The organism is Nibribacter koreensis (genome assembly GCF_039541795.1).
Lineage (GTDB): Bacteria > Bacteroidota > Bacteroidia > Cytophagales > Hymenobacteraceae > Nibribacter > Nibribacter koreensis.
In genome coordinates this window covers 607,489-628,632 of record NZ_BAABGX010000002.1, presented here as the reverse complement: position 1 = coordinate 628,632, position 21,144 = coordinate 607,489, and the positions used below count along the sequence as shown (strand labels likewise).

The following is a 21,144-nucleotide window of genomic DNA, read 5'->3' as shown; positions in this document are numbered from 1 at the left end:
GATGACAACTAGAGCACTTCTTTGGGTTTTTGTAGCCGTTCTCACCGGGTGCGCCGCCAGCGGCAGCACGCCTGCCAACGGAGACACTACTTCTTCCACTTCGGCTAAGAGCAAAGGCGGCGGGTCTGCCACCATGGTAGATGTGAGTAAATACCGCACCGTCTTCCCATCTGCGCCTGCTGCCGGAGCAACGCCTATGGCAGCGGTGGCACCTACCCATCACGTACGCAATCAGGTAGAAGTGCTCATGGATAGCGTAGCCCAGGCCAACAAGAACATCAAGTACGCCAACGGCTACCGTATTCTGGCCTTCACGGGCAACGAGCGCAAGGCGGCCATGGATTTGCGTAACAGCATCATTCAGCGCCTACCGGCAGACAAAGACTACCTTACCTATAAACAGCCTACCTATCAGTTGAAAGTAGGCGATTATATGAGCCGGGTAGAGGCTCAGTTAGCCTTGTCTAAGATAAAGGACCTGATTCCTAATGCCCTAATTGTCCCGGAGACCATTAACATTCCTAAGAACTTCTAAAGGAAACCCATAATATTGAAGCACTGCCGTTTTTGGCCTACTTTCCAGAAAAGAGGCCGAAAACGGCAGTTTCGTTTTATACCTTACCTTTGCCAAAGCATTTACCACTTGTAACATCATGCAAGACCTCAAAGACCAGATACGGTCGCTTGCCCAGCAATACGCGCAAGACACCATCGCCACCCGGCAACACCTGCACCAGCACCCAGAGCTTTCCTTTCAGGAGCACGAGACGTCTGCCTACGTGTTTGCCAAGTTGCAGGAGTTTGGCCTGGAGCCGCAGCGCCTAACCGACACCGGCATTGTGGTGCTCATCAAAGGCCAGCACCCTGAGAAAGCCACCACCGCCCTGCGCGCCGATTTGGATGCCCTGCCCATTCTGGAGCAGAACGAGGTCAACTATAAATCAAAGCATGAAGGCGTGATGCATGCCTGCGGTCATGACGTGCATACCTCGTCGCTGCTCACCACGGCGCGTATCTTAAGTGAATTAAGGGACCAGTTTGAAGGAACCATCAAGTTAATCTTTCAGCCCGGCGAGGAGAAGTTTCCGGGAGGCGCTTCCTTGATGATCAAGGAAGGCGTCTTGCAGAATCCTGCGCCGCAGAGCATCCTAGGCCAACACGTGTTCACGCCGTTGGAGGTGGGTAAAGTTGGTTTTAGATCTGGCATGTACATGGCCAGTGCAGATGAGATTTACATCACGGTCAAAGGCAAAGGCGGCCACGGCGGACTGCCCGAACAATTGGTGGATCCGGTGTTGATTTCGGCGCACTTGATAGTGGCCTTACAACAGATTGTGAGTAGAAGGGCCAATCCCAAAACGCCGTCGGTGCTGTCTTTTGGTAAGGTGATTGCCAACGGTGCCACCAACGTCATCCCCAATGAGGTCAAAATAGAAGGCACGTTCCGGACCATGGACGAAGCCTGGCGCGCCGAGGCCAAACAACACATGAAGAAGCTGGCCGAAGGCTTAGTGGAAAGCATGGGCGGCACCTGTGACATCAACATCATGGACGGCTACCCGTTTCTGAAGAACGAACCCCAACTCACGGCCCGCGCAAAAGCCGCTGCCCAGGCCTACTTAGGTGAAGAGAACGTGATTGATCTGGACATGTATATGACCGCCGAGGACTTCGCGTACTACTCCCAAACCACCGATGCCTGTTTCTATCGCCTGGGAACCCGCAACGAGGCCCAGGGCATCACCTCGCCTGTGCATACGCCCACTTTTAATATAGATGAATCTGCCTTGGAGATCGGCAGTGGCTTAATGGCGTATTTGGCCATTCAAGAATTAAAAGCATTGGCTATTAAGTAATTACTTGTCCTTATTGAGAAAGCCGTTTTTACTCTGCTTCAAGTTTCCAACTTGGAGCTATTCATGGGGCAAGTTTCCAACTTGCGTTTATATCAATGCGGATTCTACGCATTTGAAAACTTGCCTCAATGTACCCACAAGTTAAAAACTTGCGGGAGATAGGTCTTTCCTGAATTCGCCATAGTTTCCTCTCCCTTGTCATCCTGAAAGGGTCTTGTGGACAAACTAGACAAGCCCTTGCCATGCAACACAAGGTCTACTCCAAAAAAATAAACCTACCTACATCTAAGTGACTGCCTTTACAGCTTGCTACCAAGATCCTTACAGGATGACAGGAGAAGGTAAGTGAGAAGCGAAGGAGGGCAGACGTGTGCTTTGCAATTTTTCCTTAATACTAGGTCATCATACTGATGATTCGCGCTACTTATTGATAACACAATCGGTATTTCGTTTTCGGCTTCTTTTTAAGAAAATAAACCGAAAACGATATTCAATTCATAGTTAATCAGACATTGTGTCTTGTTTATATTTAAGTGACTTGTTGAATGCAGACGGAATGTCTTGTTTTAGGTGAAAATTTCAATTGGTACAGATTTTACTGAGAAGTAAATATCAAATGAAGATTCACCTTAAAAACTATAAAAAGACAATGACAGTGGTTAAATATCATCCGTTTTACCAAGACAGAATGCCGCAGACGTTTAGCAACTTGTTAGACAATTTCTTTAATGAGGCAGTGACATCACGCAAGGCACAGGGCTTTACGCCGCAGGTAGACCTTTGGGAAACAAAAGAAGCCTATGAGGTAGAGTTGGCGCTGCCAGGCGTGAACAAAGAAGATATCCATGTAGAGTTTCAGGAAGGCATCTTAACCGTGAGCGGTGAGCGTAAGCAGCGGGAAGCCGCCCCGGAGCAGAAGTTCTACAGAGTAGAAAGCAACTATGGCAAGTTCACGCGTTCTTTCCAATTACCAGAGCAGGTAGACGCCAGCGCCATTGACGCCCAGTTTGAGAACGGCGTACTCCATGTCTCGGTGCCTAAGGTAGAAGAGAAGGTGGTTAAGCACCAGATTACTGTAAAATAAGCAACCTGTAGAGTACCCCAGAGAGGCGCCTAAACAGCGCCTTTTTGGCGTCATATTTGCAGCAACTAAATACCAAATTTGCTATTTTAGCGTTAGTGACGTACAAGAAAGAAAGCAGTAACGCTTCTGCAAAACAATACAAGTAAACCTGAGTTTTAACAGATATAGCTAACCTATTGTATGAAAACGAAACAATTAATGTTGGGGCTTATGCTCTCTGCCATGATGGGCGGGGGCGTGGCCATTGGGGGCTATAAACTGCTGGAAGATGACAAACCCTCTGCGGGACAGCAGTTGCCCAACACAAACGTACGGTACACCAGTGCCATGCGTGACGGCAAAGTAGTAGTGCCAGAAGGCCTTAACTTTCAGACGGCTGCTGAGCTGGTAACCCCAGCCGTGGTGCACGTCACCACTGAATACAAAGTACAGGCCAGACGCATGCCAAGTGACATGCACCCATTCTTTAGAGACTTCTTTGGGGAAGAGGGCATGGAAGGCTATCAACGCCAGCAGGGCCCGGCTCTGGGATCTGGCTCTGGGGTAATCATTGCCTCTAACGGGTACATTGTCACTAATAACCATGTGATTGACAAGGCAGATAAGATTGAGGTGATTCTGGATGACAAGCGCAAGTTTGAGGCTACTTTGGTAGGATCAGACCCTAACACAGACATTGCCTTACTGAAAATCAACTCGGATAACCTGCCGGCCTTGCGCTACGCCAACTCAGACAACGTGCGTGTGGGCGAGTGGGTATTGGCCGTGGGTAACCCGTTCAACCTTAACTCTACCGTAACCGCCGGTATCATCAGTGCCAAGGGCCGTAACGTGGGTATTCTGCAGAACTCCAGCGGCATGAGCGTGGAATCCTTCTTGCAGACAGACGCGGCCGTAAACCCTGGTAACAGCGGGGGTGCCTTGGTGAACCTGAACGGTGACCTGATTGGCATTAACACGGCCATCGCCTCCCAGACCGGTACCTTCTCCGGCTATTCGTTTGCCGTGCCTTCTGCCATTGTGAGCAAGGTAGTAGATGACTTGTTGAAGTACGGTGAGGTGCAACGGGCCTTGCTAGGGGTTCAGATGCAGGAGATTGACGCCAAGATGGCCGCCGAGAAAAAGCTGAAAAACCTGAACGGTGTCTACGTGGCTGGTTTCTCTGAAAGTAGTGCCGCCAAGTCTGCCGGTATTGAAGAAGGTGACGTGATCACCGAAATCAACGGCGTGAAAGTGAACACCGGTGCCCAGTTGCAGGAGCAGGTAACCCGTTACCGTCCTGGTGATAAAATCAAGGTAGGCTATAGCCGCGCCGGAAACACCAAGACCGCCAACGTGACCCTGCGTAACGCCAACGGCAGCACAGAGATTGTCAAGCGTGACCCTAATTCGCCTAAGTCCATGACCATTGACGGCGCCAAGTTTGAGGCGGCCAGCAAGCAGGAGTTGAACAGACTGGACATTACGGGCGGCGTGAAAATCTCCGGCATTGAGAAAAGCTCCTTCGCGGAGTCTGGCATCAAGGATGGTTTCATCATCACGCAGATTGACAAGAAACCAACCAATGCACCAGAAGACGTACAACAGATCCTGAAAAGCACCCGCCGTGGTGGTCTCTTGATTGAGGGCGTTTACCCAGACGGTAGAAGAGCCTACTACGCCATTGGACGCTAGTTTTGAGGTAATTCTGAGATAATAGGCCAAAAATGACTAATCATGAAAAGCTCCTGCACGCTTGCAGGAGCTTTTTTGTTTCTTTAGGTTTGTAGAGTGCCTTGGGCGCTTACTATTCATTCTTTAAATTTTATACCATGACCCAAATCATAGATATACCAGCCTTGCTTGCTGAGCTAGGCATCCAAGAAACCAACCCAGCCTATAGCACCGGTTTGCAGTGGGGCGGTGACAAAAACCAGGAGACGCGTACCATCTCTTCGCCTACAGACGGCAGCCAGATTGCTTCGGTAAAGATGGCCACGGCAGAGGATTACGACCACGTGATTACCGCCGCCCAAAACGCCTTTGTAGAATGGCGCACCTGGCCGTCTCCTAAGCGTGGCGAAGTAGTGCGCCAGATTGGCCAGAAACTACGCGACAACAAAGACGCATTGGGCAAACTGGTGAGCTATGAGATGGGTAAAATCTTGCAAGAAGGCTTAGGCGAGGTGCAGGAAATGATTGACATCTGCGACTTTGCCGTTGGTTTGTCCAGACAATTGCACGGCTATACAATGCACTCAGAGCGCCCTACGCACCGCATGTATGAGCAGTACCATCCCCTGGGCGTGGTGGGCGTGATCTCGGCGTTCAACTTCCCGGTGGCGGTTTGGAGCTGGAACGCCATGCTGGCCGCCATCTGCGGTGACACCGTGGTTTGGAAGCCATCAGAGAAAACACCTTTGACGGCGGTGGCCTGTCAGCACATCATCAAAGAAGTTCTAGAAGAAAACAACGTGCCCGAGGGCGTGTTCAACATCATCATTGGGGACGCCAGCATTGGCGCACAAATGGCGCATGACGGCCGCGTGCCGTTGGTGTCTGCCACGGGTTCTACCCGCATGGGCAAAAAAGTAGGCGAGGCCGTGGGAGCCCGTTTAGGTAAGTCTTTGCTGGAACTAGGCGGAAACAATGCCATCATCTTAACCGAGAACGCCGATCTGGACATGGCCATGCGCGCCGTGGTGTTTGGCGCCGTAGGAACCGCTGGTCAACGCTGTACCTCTACCCGTCGCTTGATTATCCATGACAGCATCTATGACTCCGTGAAAGAGCGTCTGTTGAATGCGTATGCCAAACTACCTATCGGGAATCCATTGAAGGACACCAACCTGGTAGGCCCGCTCATTGATAAAGACGCGGTGACAGCGTTTTTGAACGCTCTGGAGGCCGTGCAGAAAGAAGGCGGAAAGCTACTCATTGGCGGGCAAGTACTGGAAGGAGAGGAATATGCCACGGGTACCTACGTGACTCCAGCCATTGTAGAAGCTAGAAACGAATACCATACCGTGCAGGAAGAGACCTTCGCGCCAATCTTGTACCTGATTAAATATACAGGCTCTGTGGATGATGCCATTGAAATCCAGAACGGCGTTCGCCAGGGCTTGTCCTCGTCTATCTTCTCTACCAACATCTTAGAAACCGAAGCCTTCTTGAGCCACTGGGGTTCTGACTGCGGCATTGCCAACGTGAACATTGGGACGTCTGGTGCTGAGATTGGCGGGGCCTTTGGCGGTGAGAAAGAAACCGGCGGCGGACGTGAGTCGGGCTCAGATGCCTGGCGCGTGTACATGCGTCGTCAGACCAATACCATCAACTTCGGGCGTGAGCTGCCATTGGCGCAGGGCATCAAGTTTGATATCTAATCAGGCGTTTTTGGGCTAAATCCCAGAAAACAAGCCAAAAACAGAAAGGCCACCTTGGATGCAGGGTGGCCTTTCTGTTTGAAAGCGTAAAAAGGATTTGTACCTTTTCATATTCTCAATCCCAAAGAGCCATGGCAGAGCAAGCACACCTTCTTGAATTCCAGAGACAGATTACCAACCCGGTTAAGCTGAAGCTGTTCATGCTCAAGAGCCTGCCCATGGCCTACCTGGCGGGCTGTAGAATCAAACACTTATCGGGGCAAGAGGCGCAGGTCACGCTCAAGTACGGCTACCTCACCAAGAACCCGTTTAAATCTATCTACTTTGCCTGCCTGGCCATGGCCGCCGAATTATCTTCTGGCGTGCTAATGATGTACCTCTACAAAGCCAACCCAAGCGTGTCTATGCTGGTGGTGAACATGGAGGCCGAGTTCTCTAAGAAAGCCGTGGGCACCATCACGTTCACCTGCGCTGACGGCGATGAGATTGCCGCCGCCGTCAAAGAAACCCAAACCACCGGCCAGGGAAGCAGCCTGCAAACCCTCAGCATTGGCTGTGATGAGCAAGGAGATGAGGTAGCCAGATTCAGAATTACCTGGTCCTATAAGGCCAGAACGGCCAGAGCTTAAATCTTACGACTGGTCTTCTTTAAGAACTCCTTCACCGCTTTCTGAAACTGGGCGTTCTGCTCCAGGTAAATCACGTGCGCCCCCGGCATGGAGACGATGGTCTGGTTCGGGAATTTGAAGCTTTTGTAATGGTCTGGGCCAACGGAATAATCCTGCTCGCCAGAAATCACCAGCACCGGCATTTTTAAGGTTTTGGTCACCTCAGTGAAGTCCTGCAGGTATTCTGGGTACTTGTACCAAGACTGCCCAAAGCCGTAATTCTGGGGGCGTTTGGCGTCCTCCTGGTTCATTTTCTGGTGGCCTTGCTCAGTGGTGTACATCAACTGGTGGTATATGTTCTTCTGGTTCAAGGCTTGGTTCATGGCCATAAAACGATCCATGGTAGGACGTTTTGCATCTACAAAAGGAGACGGGTCTGCTGGTTTCAACAACTCAAGGCCTTTGGTAATCTGCACTTGGGCCGAGTGCTCCAGATTGAGCGTGGTGGTGAGCATGATCATTCTGGAGATGGTCTTGGGGTAGTAATAAGCGTACTCGGTGGCAATGATTCCGCCAAAAGAATGTGCCAGCACCGTCCAGGCAGGATAGCCCAGTTGTTGTCTTATTTCATCAAAGTCCTGCGTCATGCGGCGCAAGGAGTAGTCGCCGGTGGCGGCTTTGCCAGAGCGCCCGCTGCCGCGCTGGTCCACGTAAATCATCTGCAGAGAATCCTCCAGGGTGTTCAAACCCAGCACTTCAAAAGAATGGCTCCAGGCGCCGGGTCCGCCGTGAATGAACACGCAAGGCCGTCCTTTGCCAGAAATTTTTACAAAAAGCTCAGTGCCGTCGCTCATGGTTAGCTTGGTTTCGCGGGCCTGTGACGTGGCTTGAGCTGCAGCCGTCTGGGTGCCAGTCACCGTAAAAACGAGAGCCAAACAACTGATAATGAATGTATATACAGTTTTCATGATATTTTATGATTTCCTGCGAAATACGTAAAAATTCAGGGTAATTTAAAGCGATAAAAAAGAAGGGATATTTTCGGACATCGGTGCAACTATTGATTTTAGGCTTAGTCTTTAGGTCAGAAGTATTAGGAACACAGGATGGGTAGGCAGTGGAGCGGTGACGCACGAGGGTTGTTCCGGGAACTGCAAATGGAGTAAGCACATGATAAGGCCTTAACACCAATTTCAATTTGGAGACGCTGGAATACACAGACGTAAACGCGCACATAGTGGCCCGCTGCAAAGAGGGCGACCGCAAGGCGCAATATGAGCTCTACAAGCTCTACAGCAAAGCCATGTTCAACGTGAGCATGCGCATCACCAATGACTACACAGAGGCCGAAGACGTCCTGCAGGAGTCGTTTCTGAGCGCATTCAAGGAGTTGGGCATCTTTAAGGGTGATTCTACCTTTGGCAGTTGGCTCAAGCGCATTGTCATTAACAAGTCCATTACCAAGGTGCGCAGCCGGCGCCTGCAGGTAGTGCCCATGGAAGACTACATGGAGGTAGTAGACGAAGGTCCTGAGGTGGACGAGGAGGACATGCAGTACAAGGTGGAGAGCATACGGCGCGCCATCCAAAAACTACCAGACGGTTACCGCGTGGTGCTGTCCCTGTACCTGCTGGAGGGTTACGACCACGGTGAGATTGCCGACATCCTGAGCATCAGTGAGGCTACTTCTAAGTCACAATACAGCCGGGCCCGCAAGAAATTGCTAGGCCTCATGGCAGAAGAGGCGTTTTTAGCCTGATTTTGTCAAAACAACCAAAAAACGAATTTACCGCTTAACCGCCATGAAAGATAGATTAGAAGATTTCGTAAAAGCCCACCGCGATGAGTTTGACTCGTTTGCGCCGCGCCCAGACCTGTGGCAAGAGATTGCCTCTGAGCTGGAGCCGGGCGGACAGACTACCATGCACGTGGAACCAGAGACCGGCAAAGAAGCCACCATCATTGCTTTAAACTGGAACGTGGCCTGGCGCTACGCTGCCGCCGTGGCCATGCTGGTGTCTGTGTTCTTAACGGCCTGGTACTACGGGGCTAACTCGGCGCAAGCGCCACAGATGGCGGCCACCCAGCCGGCCTCCTTAGAGAAGATTGCCCCAGAGTTAAAGCAGATTGAGACCCAGTTTGTGAGCGTGATTGAGCAGAAGGAGTCCCAGTTGCAGGCCTATGACTTAAAAGCGCTGGGCATGGACAAAGAATGGGAGCAGGAAGCCAAAGCCCTGGACGCCTCTTACAACCAGTTAAAGCAGGAACTCTACACCACCCCCAATAAGGCCGAACTGATCCAGGCCATGAGTGACAACCTTAAAATGCGCATTGCCATCTTAAATAGACAGCTGGCCATTTTAGAGAACATACAGACAGTTAAACAACAAAACACCGATGAAACCACTTCTATTTAACAAGGTTCTCCTTTCCCTGGCCGCAAGCTTGGTCTTGACCGCCGCGAGAGGACAAGAAATGCCCGCGCCGCCTGTCCCGGCAGCCGCGCCGTGCACCCAGATTGTGTATGTAGATAAAAACCACGTTGCCTCTGAAGTGTCTGCCAGCGTAAAAGAAGCGCTGCTGATTGCCTCCAGAGAAACCAAAAACGCGCTACAACTGGTAAAAGCCGGTCAGGCACTGGAGTTTCTGCAGCACATGGACCAGCCCAATGTGATCATTGTCTCACAGCCCGAGGTAGAACAGCCCCAGCCCAACGCCTATGATTTCAGCAAGTCTAAGAAGTTTAGCAAGACGTTCAAGGTTAGCTCTGCAGACAAGCTCAACGTAGAGAACCAGTTTGGCAAGGTAGACGTGCAAACCTGGAACCGCAATGAGATAGCCGTAGAGGTGAACATCATTACCAGAGCCAGCACAGACGCCAAGGCCCAGGAGATTCTGGACAAGATCAACATCCAGGCTACGCATGGCGCCAATCTGGTGTCTGTGGTGACTGTGCGGGAGCCCATGCAGATTCAGACGTCTAGCGGCAAGAGCTTTGAAGTAAACTACCTGGTGAAAATGCCGAAGGGAAATGCCTTGACGCTCTCCAACAAATTTGGCGACGTGGTCTTGCCAGACATGGACGGCGCCACACAGGTTAGCGTGAAGTACGGTTCCATCAATGCGGGCCGCCTGAACAGCAAAGACAACAAAGTCTCTCTGGAATATGGCAAAGAAGGTTCTACGGTAGAGTACATGCGCGGCGGCAACCTGAACGTAAGGTATTCTTCCCTCAAGCTGACCTCGGCAGAGAGCCTGATGGCCTCTACTGCCTACAGCAAAATCTCCATTGACAACATAGACGCCCTGGCCATAGAAAGCCGGTATGACTCACAATTCAGATTAGGGAACGTGAACCAGTTGTCTGGCAGAGGAAGCTATTCCAACTTTAAGATTGGCAACTTAAAAGAGTCTGCCGGCATGGACATGAAGTACTGCTCTACCTTTGAGATTGCCAACATTGCCTCAGGCTTCAAAAAGATAGACGTGACGGGCGGCTACACCAGCATCAACCTGAACTTTGCAGACAAGACGGCTTTCAACTTTGATGTGAACACGTCTTACGGCAACCTTAAGGTAGACCAGGATCTGGTAGACTACAGCTTTAAAGAAGTGCGCAACACCTCTGCTACTTATAAAGGTAAGTTTGGAAAGGCCTCTCCCAAGGGCTTGGTGAACGTAACGTCTAAATACGGTTCTGTGCAGTTCAACTAATAAGAAATACCACCCCCAAGCGTTTAAAGAAGCGAGCCCACCAGGGTTCGCTTTTTTGTTATCCAGCCGTTTTTAGGTTATTTTACCCAAAACAGGCTAAAAACGGATTTGCTATGACTACTCCTTCCTCAGAACCAATTCATTCTTCTGGTGCCCCAGAACCTGTGGGCTTGTACCCGCACGCCCGGCGCGTAGGCAATCTGTTGTTCTTGTCTGGCGTGGGGCCCCGGCAGAAAGGCCAGACCCATATACCAGGCGTGATGCTAGACGCCCACGGCCAGATAGCCGATTATGACATTGCCGTGCAGTGCCGCGCCGTCTTCCAAAACGTGCGCACCATTCTGGAGGAAGCCGGCTCCTCTTGGGACAACCTAGTAGACGTGACCGTGTTCCTGACCAACATGAAAGAAGACTTCCAAATCTACAACCGTGTGTACGCTGAGTATTTCAAAGACAATCAGCCTTGCCGTACCACCGTTGAAGTCAACGCCCTGCCCACACCCATTGCCATAGAATTAAAGTGCATTGCCACTATTTAGGAATGAGTAATGACTAGTGAGTAATGATTAATAAGGAGTGACTAGAGGATGAATTTGAATTGTATTCCTACTCTTTCCATGTCAGCCAAGGGTAGGATACTATGAAAAGGAGCTTCTTAGATAAAATACAAGTTGCTTTAGAAAAGGCAGGGGCCTCCACTTACAAAAGAGTGGATGATGACATTTTGTGGGTAGAGGCTAGTGATAACGAGCTAAACCGGATGATTGACCTCTCATTTGAAACTTCCCTTAGGTTACAGATCGGTAGCGCTATGAATTATTATGAAAATGAAGAGGCAGATGAAGAAAAGGTATTGGCGTTATTTCTCAGAATATTAGGTAATGAAATAAGGGAAATACAATCTTGCAGGAGAGATAAAATCTTGAAAACTGAGTATGAGATGCAAAGTGATAATGGAATTGAGTATCTAGGCATTAACTCATCATTGTTACAGCTCAGTAGCAAAGAAGACAATACGAAACATCATACACATCCTCCTGTACTTAGTGAGGAAATGTGCAGACATTTATTTAAAGACCTACAAGTAATGTATGGTATAAGGTGATTAAGCTTTTGACTAGAAGTATTTTATTAATCACTAATCATTATTCATTAATCATTAAAAATGACAGATTCCCCAGAAGGGTTGTTCGCAGAAAGGGAGCAGCGCTTTTTAGTACAAGAAGAAAAGTTTGCTAGTAAACATAGATGGATTGGTTGGTTCAGGCTGGCCTTTGTGGTGGGAGCAGTGGGAGCCTGCGTGCTGCTGTTTTATTATGACAAACCCGCCATGGGGCTGTCTATTCTGTTGGCTGGGTACTTCATCTTCGCTGGGCTTATTCATTGGCACAACAAAGTAGAGTACAAGCGCAAGCATCAGTTGTATCTTGGTCTAATTAACCGGGCAGAGCAGGAGCGCCTGCGCGGGGAGTTGAAGGACCTGGCAGATGGGCATGAGTTTGACGAGCCCAACCATTACTACACGGCAGATTTGGATGTCTTCGGGCCGAACTCTATTTTTCAATTACTAAACCGTGCCGTGACCCGCTTGGGACAGCAACGTCTGGCGCAATGGCTCAAAGCACCCGCCGCGCCAGAAGAGATTTTAGCCCGGCAAGAGGCGGTGGCAGAACTGGCCCCCGACTTGGAATGGCGGCAGAACCTGCAGGCGCGGGGCATGCACCACCACCGAAAAACTCAGCAACTTCCTCAACCGTTTCTGCTCTGGCTCAAGAACCCAAACTTCTTTGAGGGAAAGGCGTGGCTGGCGGTGGCCACCTTTCTGTTTCCCTTGCTCACCATTGCCTCCATTATCTACTGGTCCCAGGAGGGAGGCTCGCATTATCCGTTTGTGGGCTTGGTGGTCGTCCAGTTCTTGATAGCCGTCAAGTACCAGCGCCAGCGCGATGAGTATTATGAAGAAAGCACGGGCATGTATGAGACCCTGCAAAGCTACACAGACATGCTGGTGCACATTGAGGGCAGAACCTTCCAGAGCGCCAAGGCCCGGCACTTGCAACAGCAACTCAAAATAGACGACAAACCGGCCTCTGAGCACGTGCGCCAACTGGCCTCCATTATCCAATACTTGTCGGCGCGCCTGAACACCTACCTCAACTTCATCTTGAACCACGCCTTTATGTGGGACTTCATCTGGATGTGGCGGTTGGAGCGCTGGAAGAAAACCATGTCTGGGAACATTGGCGAGGTCCTGAACGCCGCCGCTGAGTTTGAGGTCCTGGCCAGTCTGGCCGCCTTCCAGTACGCCAACCCCGGCTACGCCATTCCGGTCATCAGCCCAGAGCCGTTTCAGTTTGAGGCAGAGAAGCTAAGCCATCCCTTGATTTTCAGCCCGAGCCGGACGGCCAACAGTCTGGGCTTTAGCGGGGCGGGGCACACGGCCTTGATAACCGGTTCCAACATGTCTGGTAAGAGTACGTTCCTGCGGGCAGTGGGCGTGAACATGGTGCTGGCCTTTACGGGCGCGGCCGTCTGTGCCAAGCGTTTGACCGTGTACCCAGCGCAAGTGTACACCAGCATGCGCACCGAAGACAACCTGGCAGAAAACACCTCGTCTTTCTACGCCGAACTCAAGCGTCTTAAAATCCTGATAGACTTGACAGCCACTGGTCAGCCGGTGTATTTCTTCCTGGATGAGATCTTAAAAGGCACCAACTCACATGACCGGCACGAGGGCGCCATGGCTTTGATCAGGCAGTTGCACAAGCGCTTCTGCTCTGGCTTTGTGTCTACCCATGACCTGGAGCTGGGCAACATGGAGGAAGAACTGCCGGGTTCGGTGGAGAACTTCAGCTTTAACAGCTACTTTGACAACGGCCAGCTGCACTTTGACTACACCCTGCGGCCGGGCATCTGTAAGAGCTTTAACGCCAGCCAGCTCATGCGCCAGATGGGTATTGAAGTCTAGCGTTTTTGACCTGTTTTCTAGAAAAGAGACCAAAAACGGAAACAAGGTCATCCAAGACAATCTTTCTACCTTTGCCTTTCACTAACCAGAAATACCATGCGCGTTGTAGCAGACATACCTCACCCAGAGATTAAGATTACCCTGTTGGCTTGGAACGGAAAGTACTTAATTAAGCTGGAACTGGGCCCGTTTGAGCAAACCTACAAGGTAAGTGAGATGGACGTAGCGGGTGACGAAGAGATTAAGACTTGGCTGGACGAGGAGTTTTTGCAGCAGTGTATGGAGCAATTTCTGACCATGCGCAAGAATCTACATGAGGCGCGAAGACGGCACAGCTTCTAAAAATTAGAGTATCAGTATATATACTATATCTGTGGGAATGTTGTTGAAAAGCTTGTGGAGAACTTGTTTTTGAAAATTACTTGCTTTATATTCATTTCTCAAACAACTCCTATTTAACAAGTGTATTGGTAATGACTAAACCATAAGCTTCAACCTCTCCCATTATGCAGGTAGGAATAAGCAGACATATCAAGATTTCCTACAGGCAGGACATGCAGACGGTCATCATCCGTTGGCAGCAACCTGTCTCCTTCACGGAATTTAAGCTGAACTGCCTGGCTATTCTGGCCTTGGCCAAGGAGAATGCCGCTTCTTGCTGGCTACTGGATTGTCGTTCTAAAGGAGAAGTCACTCAGCAGGAAAGTGAGTGGTTGGTAGAGGAGTTTTACCCGAAAGCCTTGCAAATGGTGGCCTCTCAGCTCTGCGTGGCCTGGCTGTTAAACCCGCGTCAGATGCAACGTCTGCAAGAAGGGGAGACTTTCACGGCTCTGACAGAACCTCATCCCAACGTACACAGAAAAGCCTTCATGACAGAGTTAGAAGCCGTTGAATGGCTGGAGCACTCCATTGAAGAATACTCCTGCCGCTCCAAAGCCAAATAATACCTCTTTCTCTTATTTATTCCGCCGCGAAGGAAGGGTACAGGGTCATGCCGCCGTCCACGTACAGCGTAGCCCCTGTCACATAGTCCGCCTCGTCAGAGGCCAGCCATACCGCTACCTTGGCAATATCATCGGGTTCCCCAATCCTGCCGTACGGTATCTGCGACAACATCTGCTCCCGGCCTTCCTTGGTCTTCCACTCATCTTTGTTAATATCTGTCTTGATGGCCCCCGGCGAAATGCTATTCACGCGTATCTTTTGCGGCGCTAGTTCCTGGGCCAGGGTTTTCATCATCATCATGACGCCGCCTTTGGACGTGGTATAGTTCACGCGCCCGCCCCAGGGAATGATGTCATGCACCGAGCTGATGAAGATGATCTTGCCCGCCGCAGTTGATGTCTTTTTCTTGACGCCTCTCTTGACAAACTCCCTGGCCGCTGCCCGGGCGCACAGGAAAGGGCCCGTCAGATTGGTGTTGATGACCTTCTCCCATTGCTCTAGGGTGATCTCCAGAAAATCTGCGTCTTCTTGAATGCCTGCGTTGTTCACCAGTATGTCTACCGTGCCAAATTCCTTCTTAGCCTGCGCGAACATGGCTTCTACCTCAGCTTCTTTAGAAACGTCTGCCTTCACCAACAAGCATTTTCCACCGGCTTGGGCAATGGCTTTCTGGGTGTCTTGGGCGCCTTCCTCGTCTGAGTAGTAATTGACTACCATGTGAGCTCCCTCCTGCGCCATGCGTATGGCAATGCCCTGGCCAATGCCGGAGCTGGCGCCGGTCACCAAAGCCACCTGGCCTTTTAATCTTTGTAAGGACGTAGCGTTTGTAGTCATAAGAAATGCAGGGTAAAGTCTCCTGACAGTACCTATGTTGTCGCGTAAAAGTTGTCTAGCATGCAAAGCGTACCAGCTGGGCAAAAGAAAGCAGATAGTTCTTGCCTACCTGCCGGCTGCCTGTAACTTTGACCAACCAGAGATCTGCTCTGCAAGACCTTGTTCTTCCCATTCTACAAACATCATCTGCCATGAAACACCTTTTCCTCTCCCTACTGCTTTTGCTTTCTATCACAGGCTACAGCCAGCAAGGTACCCTGCAAGAAAGCCTGAAGGTAAAAAGTAAGTTGCTAGGCAAACCGGTAGAATACTCCATCTACCTGCCCGCAGACTACAGCCAGTCCAACCGCCGCTATCCGGTTTTGTATCTGTTGCATGGCTACACAGATGATGAGACCGGTTGGACGCAGTTTGGAGAAGCGCACCTAATAGCCGATAGATTGGTGAAGGCCGGCCAGATTCCGCCTATGATCATTGTGATGCCAGACGCGGGGGTGAGTTGGTATGTGAACAGTCAGGACGGTAAGACTAGGTATGAGGATTTTTTCATTCAGGAATTCATCCCGTTCATAGACAAAGAATACCGCACGCGTGCCAGCAAAGAGTTTAGGGCGGTTGCCGGATTGTCCATGGGCGGTTACGGCTCCATGATTTACGCACTTAAACACCCAGACATGTTCGCGGCGGCGGCTCCGTTGAGCGCCGCCGTACGCACAGACGCCGAGGTGTTGGCCACGCCAGAGAAAGACTATGCAGGCATCTTCGGGAATATCTACGGGAACGACCTGAAAGGGCAGGAGCGCTTGAGTGCGCACTGGTACCAGAACTCCGTCTTAAAGCTGATTGAAACGCAACCGGCAGACAAGCTCAGACAGGTAAAGTATTACATTGACTGCGGTGATGATGATTTCCTGATCAAGGGCAACATGGCCTTACATGCCGTTATGCTAGACCAAAAGATTCCGCATGAGTTTAGGGTGCGGGACGGTGGCCACACCTGGACCTACTGGCGTACGGCCTTGCCCGCCGTGCTTAAGTTTGTGGGCAAGAGCTTTCATCGGTAGAAAAGCACTTTTGAAGCGGTCATCGTTTTTGGCTTGTTTTCTGAAAAACAGGCTAAAAACGGATCTGGGACGGAAGGACTTAACCGGTGATTTAGTGATGTTCAAATTAAGAATATCTTATATACCGTAAATCAAGTATAAGTCTAAGATTGGCTTTCTGTCAGCCTTAATTGGCAGATTTTTTCATTCTACCTATAGAATCTATGCTTCAGTTAAATGAGCTTTCTTTAAATATACCAGATACCACCAAACCCCGCGTAGTTGTGATTGGCGGCGGTTTTGGCGGGGTGAACCTCATCAAGAATTTACCTAGTAAAGAGTTTCAGGTGGTGCTGTTTGACCGCCAGAACTACCACGGCTTCTGGCCCTTGCTGTACCAGGTAGCTACAGCCGGTTTGGAGGCAGATGCCATTGCTGAGCCCCTGCGCAAGATGTTTGACGAGGAGTATGAAGACTTCCACTTCAGGCAGGTGAAGGTGACTGGCATTAATCCAGAGAGCAAGACCGTGACCACGCTGGTAGGCGACCTGCCCTATGATTACCTGGTCATTGCCACCGGTACCAAGTCCAACTACTTTGGCAATGACCAGATCAAGGAATACTCCTTCCCGCTAAAGCAGATTCCAGACGCCTTGAACCTGCGCAGCCAGCTGTTGCAGTCCTTTGAGCAGGCCAACATGATCATTAACCCAGAGGTGCGCCAAAGCCTCTTGAACATTGTGATTGTGGGCGGCGGACCTACCGGGGTGGAACTGGCTGGCTCTTTAGCCGAGATGCGCCGGCACGTGCTACCCAATGACTACCCGGGCATGGATTTCAGTAAGATGAACATCTATCTGGTAGAGGGCCTGGACCGCGTGTTACCACCCATGTCTCCAGAGTCCAGTGCCAAGACCTTAGAGTACTTGCAAGACGTAGGCATTCAAGTGAAGTTGAATACGCTGGTGGAGTCTTATGACGGCAAAACCGTAACCTTTAAAGGTGGCGAGCAGATTCAGTCGCAGACCTTGATTTGGGCAGCCGGCGTTTCTGGCGCGCAAGTGAAAGGATTACCACCCGAGGCTAGTGAACGTGGCCGTTACCTGGTGAACCCATATAACCAGATTATAGGCTTTAACGATATCTTCGCGCTTGGCGATGTAGCTGCCATGAAGACGGAGAAATGGCCGAAGGGGCACCCAGGCGTAGCCCAGCCAGCCATTCAGCAAGGGAAGCACCTGGCCAAGAACCTGCGCAAACTTGTGCGCCAAGAGCCTCTGGAACCATTTGAATACTTTGATAAGGGCTCTCTAGCCATCATTGGCCGTAACAAGGCGGTGGCAGACTTACCCAAGAACATGCACCTGAGTGGTTTCTCTGCCTGGGTGGCGTGGCTGTTTGTGCACATCTACTACCTCATCGGGTTTAGGAACAAGCTGGTGGTACTGGCCAACTGGGTCTACAAGTTCTTTACCTATGAGAATGGTACCCGCCTCATCATCCGTCCGTTCATCCGGAAAGAGGATATTGCAGGGCAGGAGTTCGTCAGGAAACAGACTGATCTGGATTAATGTGCTAATTGGTTAATGTGCTATTTCTTGATGTGAAAATGTGTAAATGTGAAGATTTGGAAATGGGGCACACTTCCACTTATGCCACAGAGGGATCTGCGTCAAGGAAGAAAGTAGGACTTAAAATGAAAGTCGTTTTTGGCTTAATTTTCAGAAAAGAGGCGAAAACGGTTTAGGTAAAAGAGTATTGCTTTGTATAGAAAAGCTAGCAGCATGACTTGCTTTCTTTATTGCCAGCGTCTCCCTATTAATCCTCTCTCCATTGTTGGTGTTATCACCGACAATCTCAATGACGGCTCCAGTCTTAAAATCATAGCCACAAAAAAAAAGCCCCGCTGTGTAGACAGCGGGGCTTTTTACTATAATATTCAATCAGTGATTAACCGATAGCGATACGCTTGAACTCAGTAACGGTCATGCCTTTAGAGGTGTTATCCAATAACTTGGCGATGGTTACAGAAGGGTCTTTCACAAACTCCTGGTTCAACAAAGTGCTTTCTTTGTAGAACTTGTTCAGTTTACCTTGCGCAATTTTCTCAAGCATTTCTTCTGGCTTGCCTTCTTGACGAGCCTGCTCTTTTCCAATCTCAATCTCGCGTTGGATAGTGTTAGCGTCAACACCGTCTTTGTCAACCGCGATTGGTTTCATAGCGGCAATTTGCATAGCCACGTCTTTTCCAACCTCAGAAACCTCAGTACCGCCAGTGTTGGTCAAACCTACCAATACACCTAACTTACCGTTAGAGTGGTTGTAAGCTACTACTTTCTCAGCGTTGATGGTCTCATAAGCAGCAACGTCAATTTTCTCACCAATTTTACCCATCAAGTCTGTGATGTGGTCGTTTAGCGAGCGGCCGTCTGCCTGTGGCGTAGCCAATAAGTCTTCTTTAGAAGTAGAGTTGCTAGCAACAGCGGCGGCCAAAACGGCGTTCGCCAGGTTTTTGAAGTCTTCTACTTTAGAAACTGGTTCAGTCTCACAAGCCAAAGCCACTACTTTACCTACAGTACCTTCAGCGTTTACCTGCGTCAACACAATACCCTCAGAGGTAGCGTTGTCAGCACGCTTGCTGGCAATCTTCTGACCAGCCTTGCGAAGGATGTCTTTGGCGGCTTCAAAATCGCCGTTCGCTTCAGTAAGCGCTTTTTTGCAGTCCATCATACCGGCACCAGTTTCTTGGCGCAGTCTGTTAACGTCTTGTGCTGTAATAGCCATTGTTCTTTAGTTAAGAATTACGGATAATATGTTTCTACTAGAGGAGGGCAGAACGCCCAATAATCAAAAAGAAACTGAACACCAGTTGCTACGCTCCCAATGTTCAGTTTCTTTTACTTTTTATGAGTCAATTGGAAGACTATTCAGCCTCAATTTTCTCCTGGATGCCTTCTTCTTCAGAACGCTTCTTGTCAGTTTCGTCTTTGTCTACTTTACGCTCAGAAAGACCTTCTTCAATGGCCTTACCAATCAAGGAAGTGATCAAAGCGATAGACTTAGAAGCATCATCATTTGCCGGGATAGGGAAGTCTACTAACTCTGGGTTAGAGTTGGTATCTACAATCGCGAATACTGGCAAGTTTAATTTCTGAGCTTCTTTGATAGCAATGCCTTCACGCTTCACGTCAACAATGAACAATGCAGCTGGGAGACGTGACAAGTCAGCGATACCACCCAATACACGCTCCAATTTCTCGCGCTCACGAGACATCATCAAACGCTCACGCTTTGCCATGGCGGCATACGCGGTGTTCTCTTTTACCATTTTGTCAATGGTAGACATTTTCTTCAAAGACTTACGAACGGTCTGGAAGTTAGTCAACATACCACCCAACCAACGATCCGTCACATAAGGCATTTTAAGGCGTTTTGCCTCTTCTGCTACTATGTCCTGCGCTTGTTTTTTGGTAGCGACAAACAAAATCTTGCGGCCAGACTTAGCAATCTGCTTGATAGCGGAGATAGCCTCATCTAGAGAAACTAAGGTTTTGTTTAGGTCAATGATGTGGATACCGTTTTTCTCCATGAAAATGTACGGAGCCATTTTAGGATCCCATTTTCTGGTAAGGTGACCAAAGTGTACACCGGCGTCCAGTAATTCTTTATATGTGGTATTAGCCATGATATATTTACAGCTGATGATATATTAACGTTTAGAGAACTGGAATGAACGACGAGCCTTGCGCTTACCGAATTTCTTACGCTCCACCATGCGTGGGTCACGTGTTAAGAAACCTTCTTTCTTAAGGGCCGGACGGGTCTCAGCGTTTTCTTCTACCAAAGCTTTAGTGATAGCTAGTCTTAAGGCTTCTGCCTGACCTGCTACACCACCACCTTTGATGTTCGCACGAACGTCGTATTTACCGATCGCGTCAATAGTAGCCAACGGCTGCTGTACGATGGTCTGTAATACTTCGCTCGGGAAGTATTCCTTAATATCTCTATCGTTAATAGTGATATTCCCTTGCCCAGGCGTCATGTAGATGCGCGCCACCGAGGTTTTTCTTCTACCAGATGTATTGAGAACTTCCATTAAATATGATTAGATTATTTTGTAAGTTTTACTGTAACAGGCTGTTGTGCCTCATGCGGATGCTCTACACCTGGGTACACGTACAGGTTGCGGAACTGCTCACGTCCTAAACGTGACTTAGGTAGCATACCTCTCACGGCACGCTCTACCAATAGGGTAGAAGATTTGGCTTTCAACTCACGCGGAGTGAAGGTCTTCTGACCACCTGGGTAACCAGTGTGCGTCACAAACGTCTTCTTGTCCCACTTCTTACCAGTCATTCTAACTTTGTCAGAGTTGATAACGATCACGTTATCACCGCAGTCAGCGTTTGGAGTGAAAGAAGGTTTGGTTTTACCGCGCAAGATCATAGCGATCTGGCTAGCCACACGGCCTAATGTTGAGTCTCCGGCGTCTATCACTACCCAGCCTTTATCTGCGGCCGCCTTATTAACTGATAGCGTCTTATAACTTAAATGGTCCATTGTAAATGGTTAACAGGTGAAAAAATAAAGTATCTCTACTTTGAAAAATGGTCACAAAGATAGGAGTAATTTTTTGCCGGTGCAATACCGTATTTAGATTATTCCCTTGAAAACCAAGACGAAATAGTTAAGAGTTGAGAGTTATGAGTTTAGCGTTGGAAATTGGAGCG

22 protein-coding genes are annotated in these 21,144 nt (G+C 49.6%); 16 read left to right on the top strand and 6 right to left on the bottom strand.

The features are described from left to right. Position 1 precedes the first annotated feature (1 nt). The 6 genes from ABD880_RS09915 (at position 2) to ABD880_RS09890 (ending at position 6,931) form a co-directional block, all read left to right on the top strand. On the top strand, positions 2 to 535 hold the full coding sequence (locus ABD880_RS09915) for a sporulation protein (RefSeq protein ID WP_345165269.1): 534 nt from the start codon (positions 2 to 4) through the stop codon (positions 533 to 535). A gap of 118 nt (positions 536 to 653) precedes the next feature. After that, on the top strand, positions 654 to 1,856 hold the full coding sequence (locus ABD880_RS09910; protein WP_345165267.1) for a M20 metallopeptidase family protein: 1,203 nt from the start codon (positions 654 to 656) through the stop codon (positions 1,854 to 1,856). A gap of 649 nt (positions 1,857 to 2,505) precedes the next feature. Next, a complete protein-coding gene (locus tag ABD880_RS09905) occupies positions 2,506 to 2,940 on the top strand; it encodes an Hsp20/alpha crystallin family protein (protein WP_345165264.1) in 435 nt (144 codons plus the stop codon). 180 nt (positions 2,941 to 3,120) lie between these two features. Beyond that, a complete protein-coding gene (locus ABD880_RS09900) occupies positions 3,121 to 4,614 on the top strand; it encodes a Do family serine endopeptidase (RefSeq protein ID WP_345165262.1) in 1,494 nt (497 codons plus the stop codon). Between the two features lie 137 nt (positions 4,615 to 4,751). Beyond that, complete coding sequence (amaB, locus tag ABD880_RS09895) at positions 4,752 to 6,302, top strand: L-piperidine-6-carboxylate dehydrogenase (protein ID WP_345165260.1); 1,551 nt, start codon at positions 4,752 to 4,754, stop codon at positions 6,300 to 6,302. 131 nt (positions 6,303 to 6,433) lie between these two features. Next, a complete protein-coding gene (locus tag ABD880_RS09890; RefSeq protein WP_345165257.1) occupies positions 6,434 to 6,931 on the top strand; it encodes a DUF4442 domain-containing protein in 498 nt (165 codons plus the stop codon). Here ABD880_RS09890 and ABD880_RS09885 read toward each other — a convergent pair. After that, complete coding sequence (locus tag ABD880_RS09885; protein WP_345165255.1) at positions 6,928 to 7,878, bottom strand: alpha/beta fold hydrolase; 951 nt, start codon at positions 7,876 to 7,878, stop codon at positions 6,928 to 6,930. The genes ABD880_RS09890 and ABD880_RS09885 overlap by 4 nt on opposite strands. 230 nt (positions 7,879 to 8,108) lie before the next feature. Here ABD880_RS09885 and ABD880_RS09880 point away from each other — a divergent pair, with 230 nt between their 5' ends. The 8 genes from ABD880_RS09880 to ABD880_RS09845 all read left to right on the top strand — a co-directional run bounded on the left by ABD880_RS09880 (position 8,109) and on the right by ABD880_RS09845 (position 14,536). Further along, entirely contained in the window at positions 8,109 to 8,669 is a 561-nt protein-coding gene (locus ABD880_RS09880; RefSeq protein WP_345165252.1) for an RNA polymerase sigma factor, read from the top strand. A 43-nt stretch (positions 8,670 to 8,712) separates the two neighbouring features. Continuing rightward, positions 8,713 to 9,327, top strand: coding sequence for an anti-sigma factor (locus ABD880_RS09875; protein WP_345165249.1), 615 nt, complete (start codon positions 8,713 to 8,715; stop codon positions 9,325 to 9,327). Then, on the top strand, positions 9,308 to 10,624 hold the full coding sequence (locus ABD880_RS09870) for a hypothetical protein (protein WP_345165247.1): 1,317 nt from the start codon (positions 9,308 to 9,310) through the stop codon (positions 10,622 to 10,624). Before ABD880_RS09875 ends, ABD880_RS09870 begins: the two co-directional genes overlap by 20 nt. 113 nt (positions 10,625 to 10,737) lie before the next feature. Continuing rightward, positions 10,738 to 11,163, top strand: coding sequence for a RidA family protein (locus tag ABD880_RS09865; RefSeq protein WP_345165244.1), 426 nt, complete (start codon positions 10,738 to 10,740; stop codon positions 11,161 to 11,163). 101 nt (positions 11,164 to 11,264) lie between these two features. Beyond that, positions 11,265 to 11,729 carry a hypothetical protein gene (locus tag ABD880_RS09860; RefSeq protein ID WP_345165241.1) on the top strand — a complete coding sequence of 155 codons (465 nt, stop codon included), beginning with the start codon at positions 11,265 to 11,267 and terminating at the stop codon, positions 11,727 to 11,729. Positions 11,730 to 11,789: 60 nt separating this feature from the next. Continuing rightward, complete coding sequence (locus tag ABD880_RS09855; RefSeq protein ID WP_345165239.1) at positions 11,790 to 13,592, top strand: MutS-related protein; 1,803 nt, start codon at positions 11,790 to 11,792, stop codon at positions 13,590 to 13,592. 96 nt (positions 13,593 to 13,688) lie between these two features. Continuing rightward, entirely contained in the window at positions 13,689 to 13,934 is a 246-nt protein-coding gene (locus ABD880_RS09850) for a hypothetical protein (protein WP_066512755.1), read from the top strand. Positions 13,935 to 14,098: 164 nt separating this feature from the next. Next, a complete protein-coding gene (locus ABD880_RS09845; RefSeq protein WP_345165235.1) occupies positions 14,099 to 14,536 on the top strand; it encodes a hypothetical protein in 438 nt (145 codons plus the stop codon). Positions 14,537 to 14,552: 16 nt separating this feature from the next. On the opposite strand, the gene ABD880_RS09840 is transcribed toward ABD880_RS09845, so the two are convergent. Then, the gene (locus ABD880_RS09840) at positions 14,553 to 15,371 is read right to left on the bottom strand and encodes an SDR family oxidoreductase (protein WP_345165233.1); all 819 of its coding nucleotides are present in this window, start codon (positions 15,369 to 15,371) and stop codon (positions 14,553 to 14,555) included. A gap of 191 nt (positions 15,372 to 15,562) precedes the next feature. On the opposite strand from ABD880_RS09840, the gene ABD880_RS09835 reads away from it, so the two are divergent. Both ABD880_RS09835 and ABD880_RS09830 read left to right on the top strand, forming a co-directional pair. Then, positions 15,563 to 16,435 (top strand): alpha/beta hydrolase, encoded by an 873-nt coding sequence (locus ABD880_RS09835; protein ID WP_345165231.1) that lies wholly within the window; start codon positions 15,563 to 15,565, stop codon positions 16,433 to 16,435. 203 nt (positions 16,436 to 16,638) lie between these two features. Beyond that, entirely contained in the window at positions 16,639 to 17,985 is a 1,347-nt protein-coding gene (locus ABD880_RS09830) for an NAD(P)/FAD-dependent oxidoreductase (RefSeq protein ID WP_345165228.1), read from the top strand. A gap of 379 nt (positions 17,986 to 18,364) precedes the next feature. Here ABD880_RS09830 and tsf read toward each other — a convergent pair whose 3' ends face one another. The 4 genes from tsf to rplM form a co-directional block, all read right to left on the bottom strand. Next, complete coding sequence (gene tsf / locus ABD880_RS09825; RefSeq protein ID WP_345165225.1) at positions 18,365 to 19,198, bottom strand: translation elongation factor Ts; 834 nt, start codon at positions 19,196 to 19,198, stop codon at positions 18,365 to 18,367. Positions 19,199 to 19,337: 139 nt separating this feature from the next. Beyond that, positions 19,338 to 20,099 carry a 30S ribosomal protein S2 gene (rpsB, locus tag ABD880_RS09820; protein WP_066508735.1) on the bottom strand — a complete coding sequence of 254 codons (762 nt, stop codon included), beginning with the start codon at positions 20,097 to 20,099 and terminating at the stop codon, positions 19,338 to 19,340. A 24-nt stretch (positions 20,100 to 20,123) separates the two neighbouring features. Next, a complete protein-coding gene (rpsI, locus tag ABD880_RS09815) occupies positions 20,124 to 20,510 on the bottom strand; it encodes a 30S ribosomal protein S9 (protein WP_066508737.1) in 387 nt (128 codons plus the stop codon). Between the two features lie 14 nt (positions 20,511 to 20,524). Beyond that, positions 20,525 to 20,974 (bottom strand): 50S ribosomal protein L13, encoded by a 450-nt coding sequence (gene rplM / locus ABD880_RS09810; protein ID WP_066508739.1) that lies wholly within the window; start codon positions 20,972 to 20,974, stop codon positions 20,525 to 20,527. Positions 20,975 to 21,144: the final 170 nt, after the last annotated feature.

Bases quoted from the DNA above. Each gene is read 5' to 3' on its own strand.
- ABD880_RS09915 (WP_345165269.1), top strand. From the start codon at position 2: ATGACAACTAGAGCACTTCTTTGGGTTTTTGTAGCCGTTCTCACCGGG.
- ABD880_RS09910 (WP_345165267.1), top strand. From the start codon at position 654: ATGCAAGACCTCAAAGACCAGATACGGTCGCTTGCCCAGCAATACGCG.
- ABD880_RS09905 (WP_345165264.1), top strand. From the start codon at position 2,506: ATGACAGTGGTTAAATATCATCCGTTTTACCAAGACAGAATGCCGCAG.
- ABD880_RS09900 (WP_345165262.1), top strand. From the start codon at position 3,121: ATGAAAACGAAACAATTAATGTTGGGGCTTATGCTCTCTGCCATGATG.
- amaB (WP_345165260.1), top strand. From the start codon at position 4,752: ATGACCCAAATCATAGATATACCAGCCTTGCTTGCTGAGCTAGGCATC.
- ABD880_RS09890 (WP_345165257.1), top strand. From the start codon at position 6,434: ATGGCAGAGCAAGCACACCTTCTTGAATTCCAGAGACAGATTACCAAC.
- ABD880_RS09885 (WP_345165255.1), bottom strand. From the start codon at position 7,878: ATGAAAACTGTATATACATTCATTATCAGTTGTTTGGCTCTCGTTTTT.
- ABD880_RS09875 (WP_345165249.1), top strand. From the start codon at position 8,713: ATGAAAGATAGATTAGAAGATTTCGTAAAAGCCCACCGCGATGAGTTT.
- ABD880_RS09870 (WP_345165247.1), top strand. From the start codon at position 9,308: ATGAAACCACTTCTATTTAACAAGGTTCTCCTTTCCCTGGCCGCAAGC.
- ABD880_RS09865 (WP_345165244.1), top strand. From the start codon at position 10,738: ATGACTACTCCTTCCTCAGAACCAATTCATTCTTCTGGTGCCCCAGAA.
- ABD880_RS09860 (WP_345165241.1), top strand. From the start codon at position 11,265: ATGAAAAGGAGCTTCTTAGATAAAATACAAGTTGCTTTAGAAAAGGCA.
- ABD880_RS09855 (WP_345165239.1), top strand. From the start codon at position 11,790: ATGACAGATTCCCCAGAAGGGTTGTTCGCAGAAAGGGAGCAGCGCTTT.
- ABD880_RS09850 (WP_066512755.1), top strand. From the start codon at position 13,689: ATGCGCGTTGTAGCAGACATACCTCACCCAGAGATTAAGATTACCCTG.
- ABD880_RS09845 (WP_345165235.1), top strand. From the start codon at position 14,099: ATGCAGGTAGGAATAAGCAGACATATCAAGATTTCCTACAGGCAGGAC.
- ABD880_RS09840 (WP_345165233.1), bottom strand. From the start codon at position 15,371: ATGACTACAAACGCTACGTCCTTACAAAGATTAAAAGGCCAGGTGGCT.
- ABD880_RS09835 (WP_345165231.1), top strand. From the start codon at position 15,563: ATGAAACACCTTTTCCTCTCCCTACTGCTTTTGCTTTCTATCACAGGC.
- ABD880_RS09830 (WP_345165228.1), top strand. From the start codon at position 16,639: ATGCTTCAGTTAAATGAGCTTTCTTTAAATATACCAGATACCACCAAA.
- tsf (WP_345165225.1), bottom strand. From the start codon at position 19,198: ATGGCTATTACAGCACAAGACGTTAACAGACTGCGCCAAGAAACTGGT.
- rpsB (WP_066508735.1), bottom strand. From the start codon at position 20,099: ATGGCTAATACCACATATAAAGAATTACTGGACGCCGGTGTACACTTT.
- rpsI (WP_066508737.1), bottom strand. From the start codon at position 20,510: ATGGAAGTTCTCAATACATCTGGTAGAAGAAAAACCTCGGTGGCGCGC.
- rplM (WP_066508739.1), bottom strand. From the start codon at position 20,974: ATGGACCATTTAAGTTATAAGACGCTATCAGTTAATAAGGCGGCCGCA.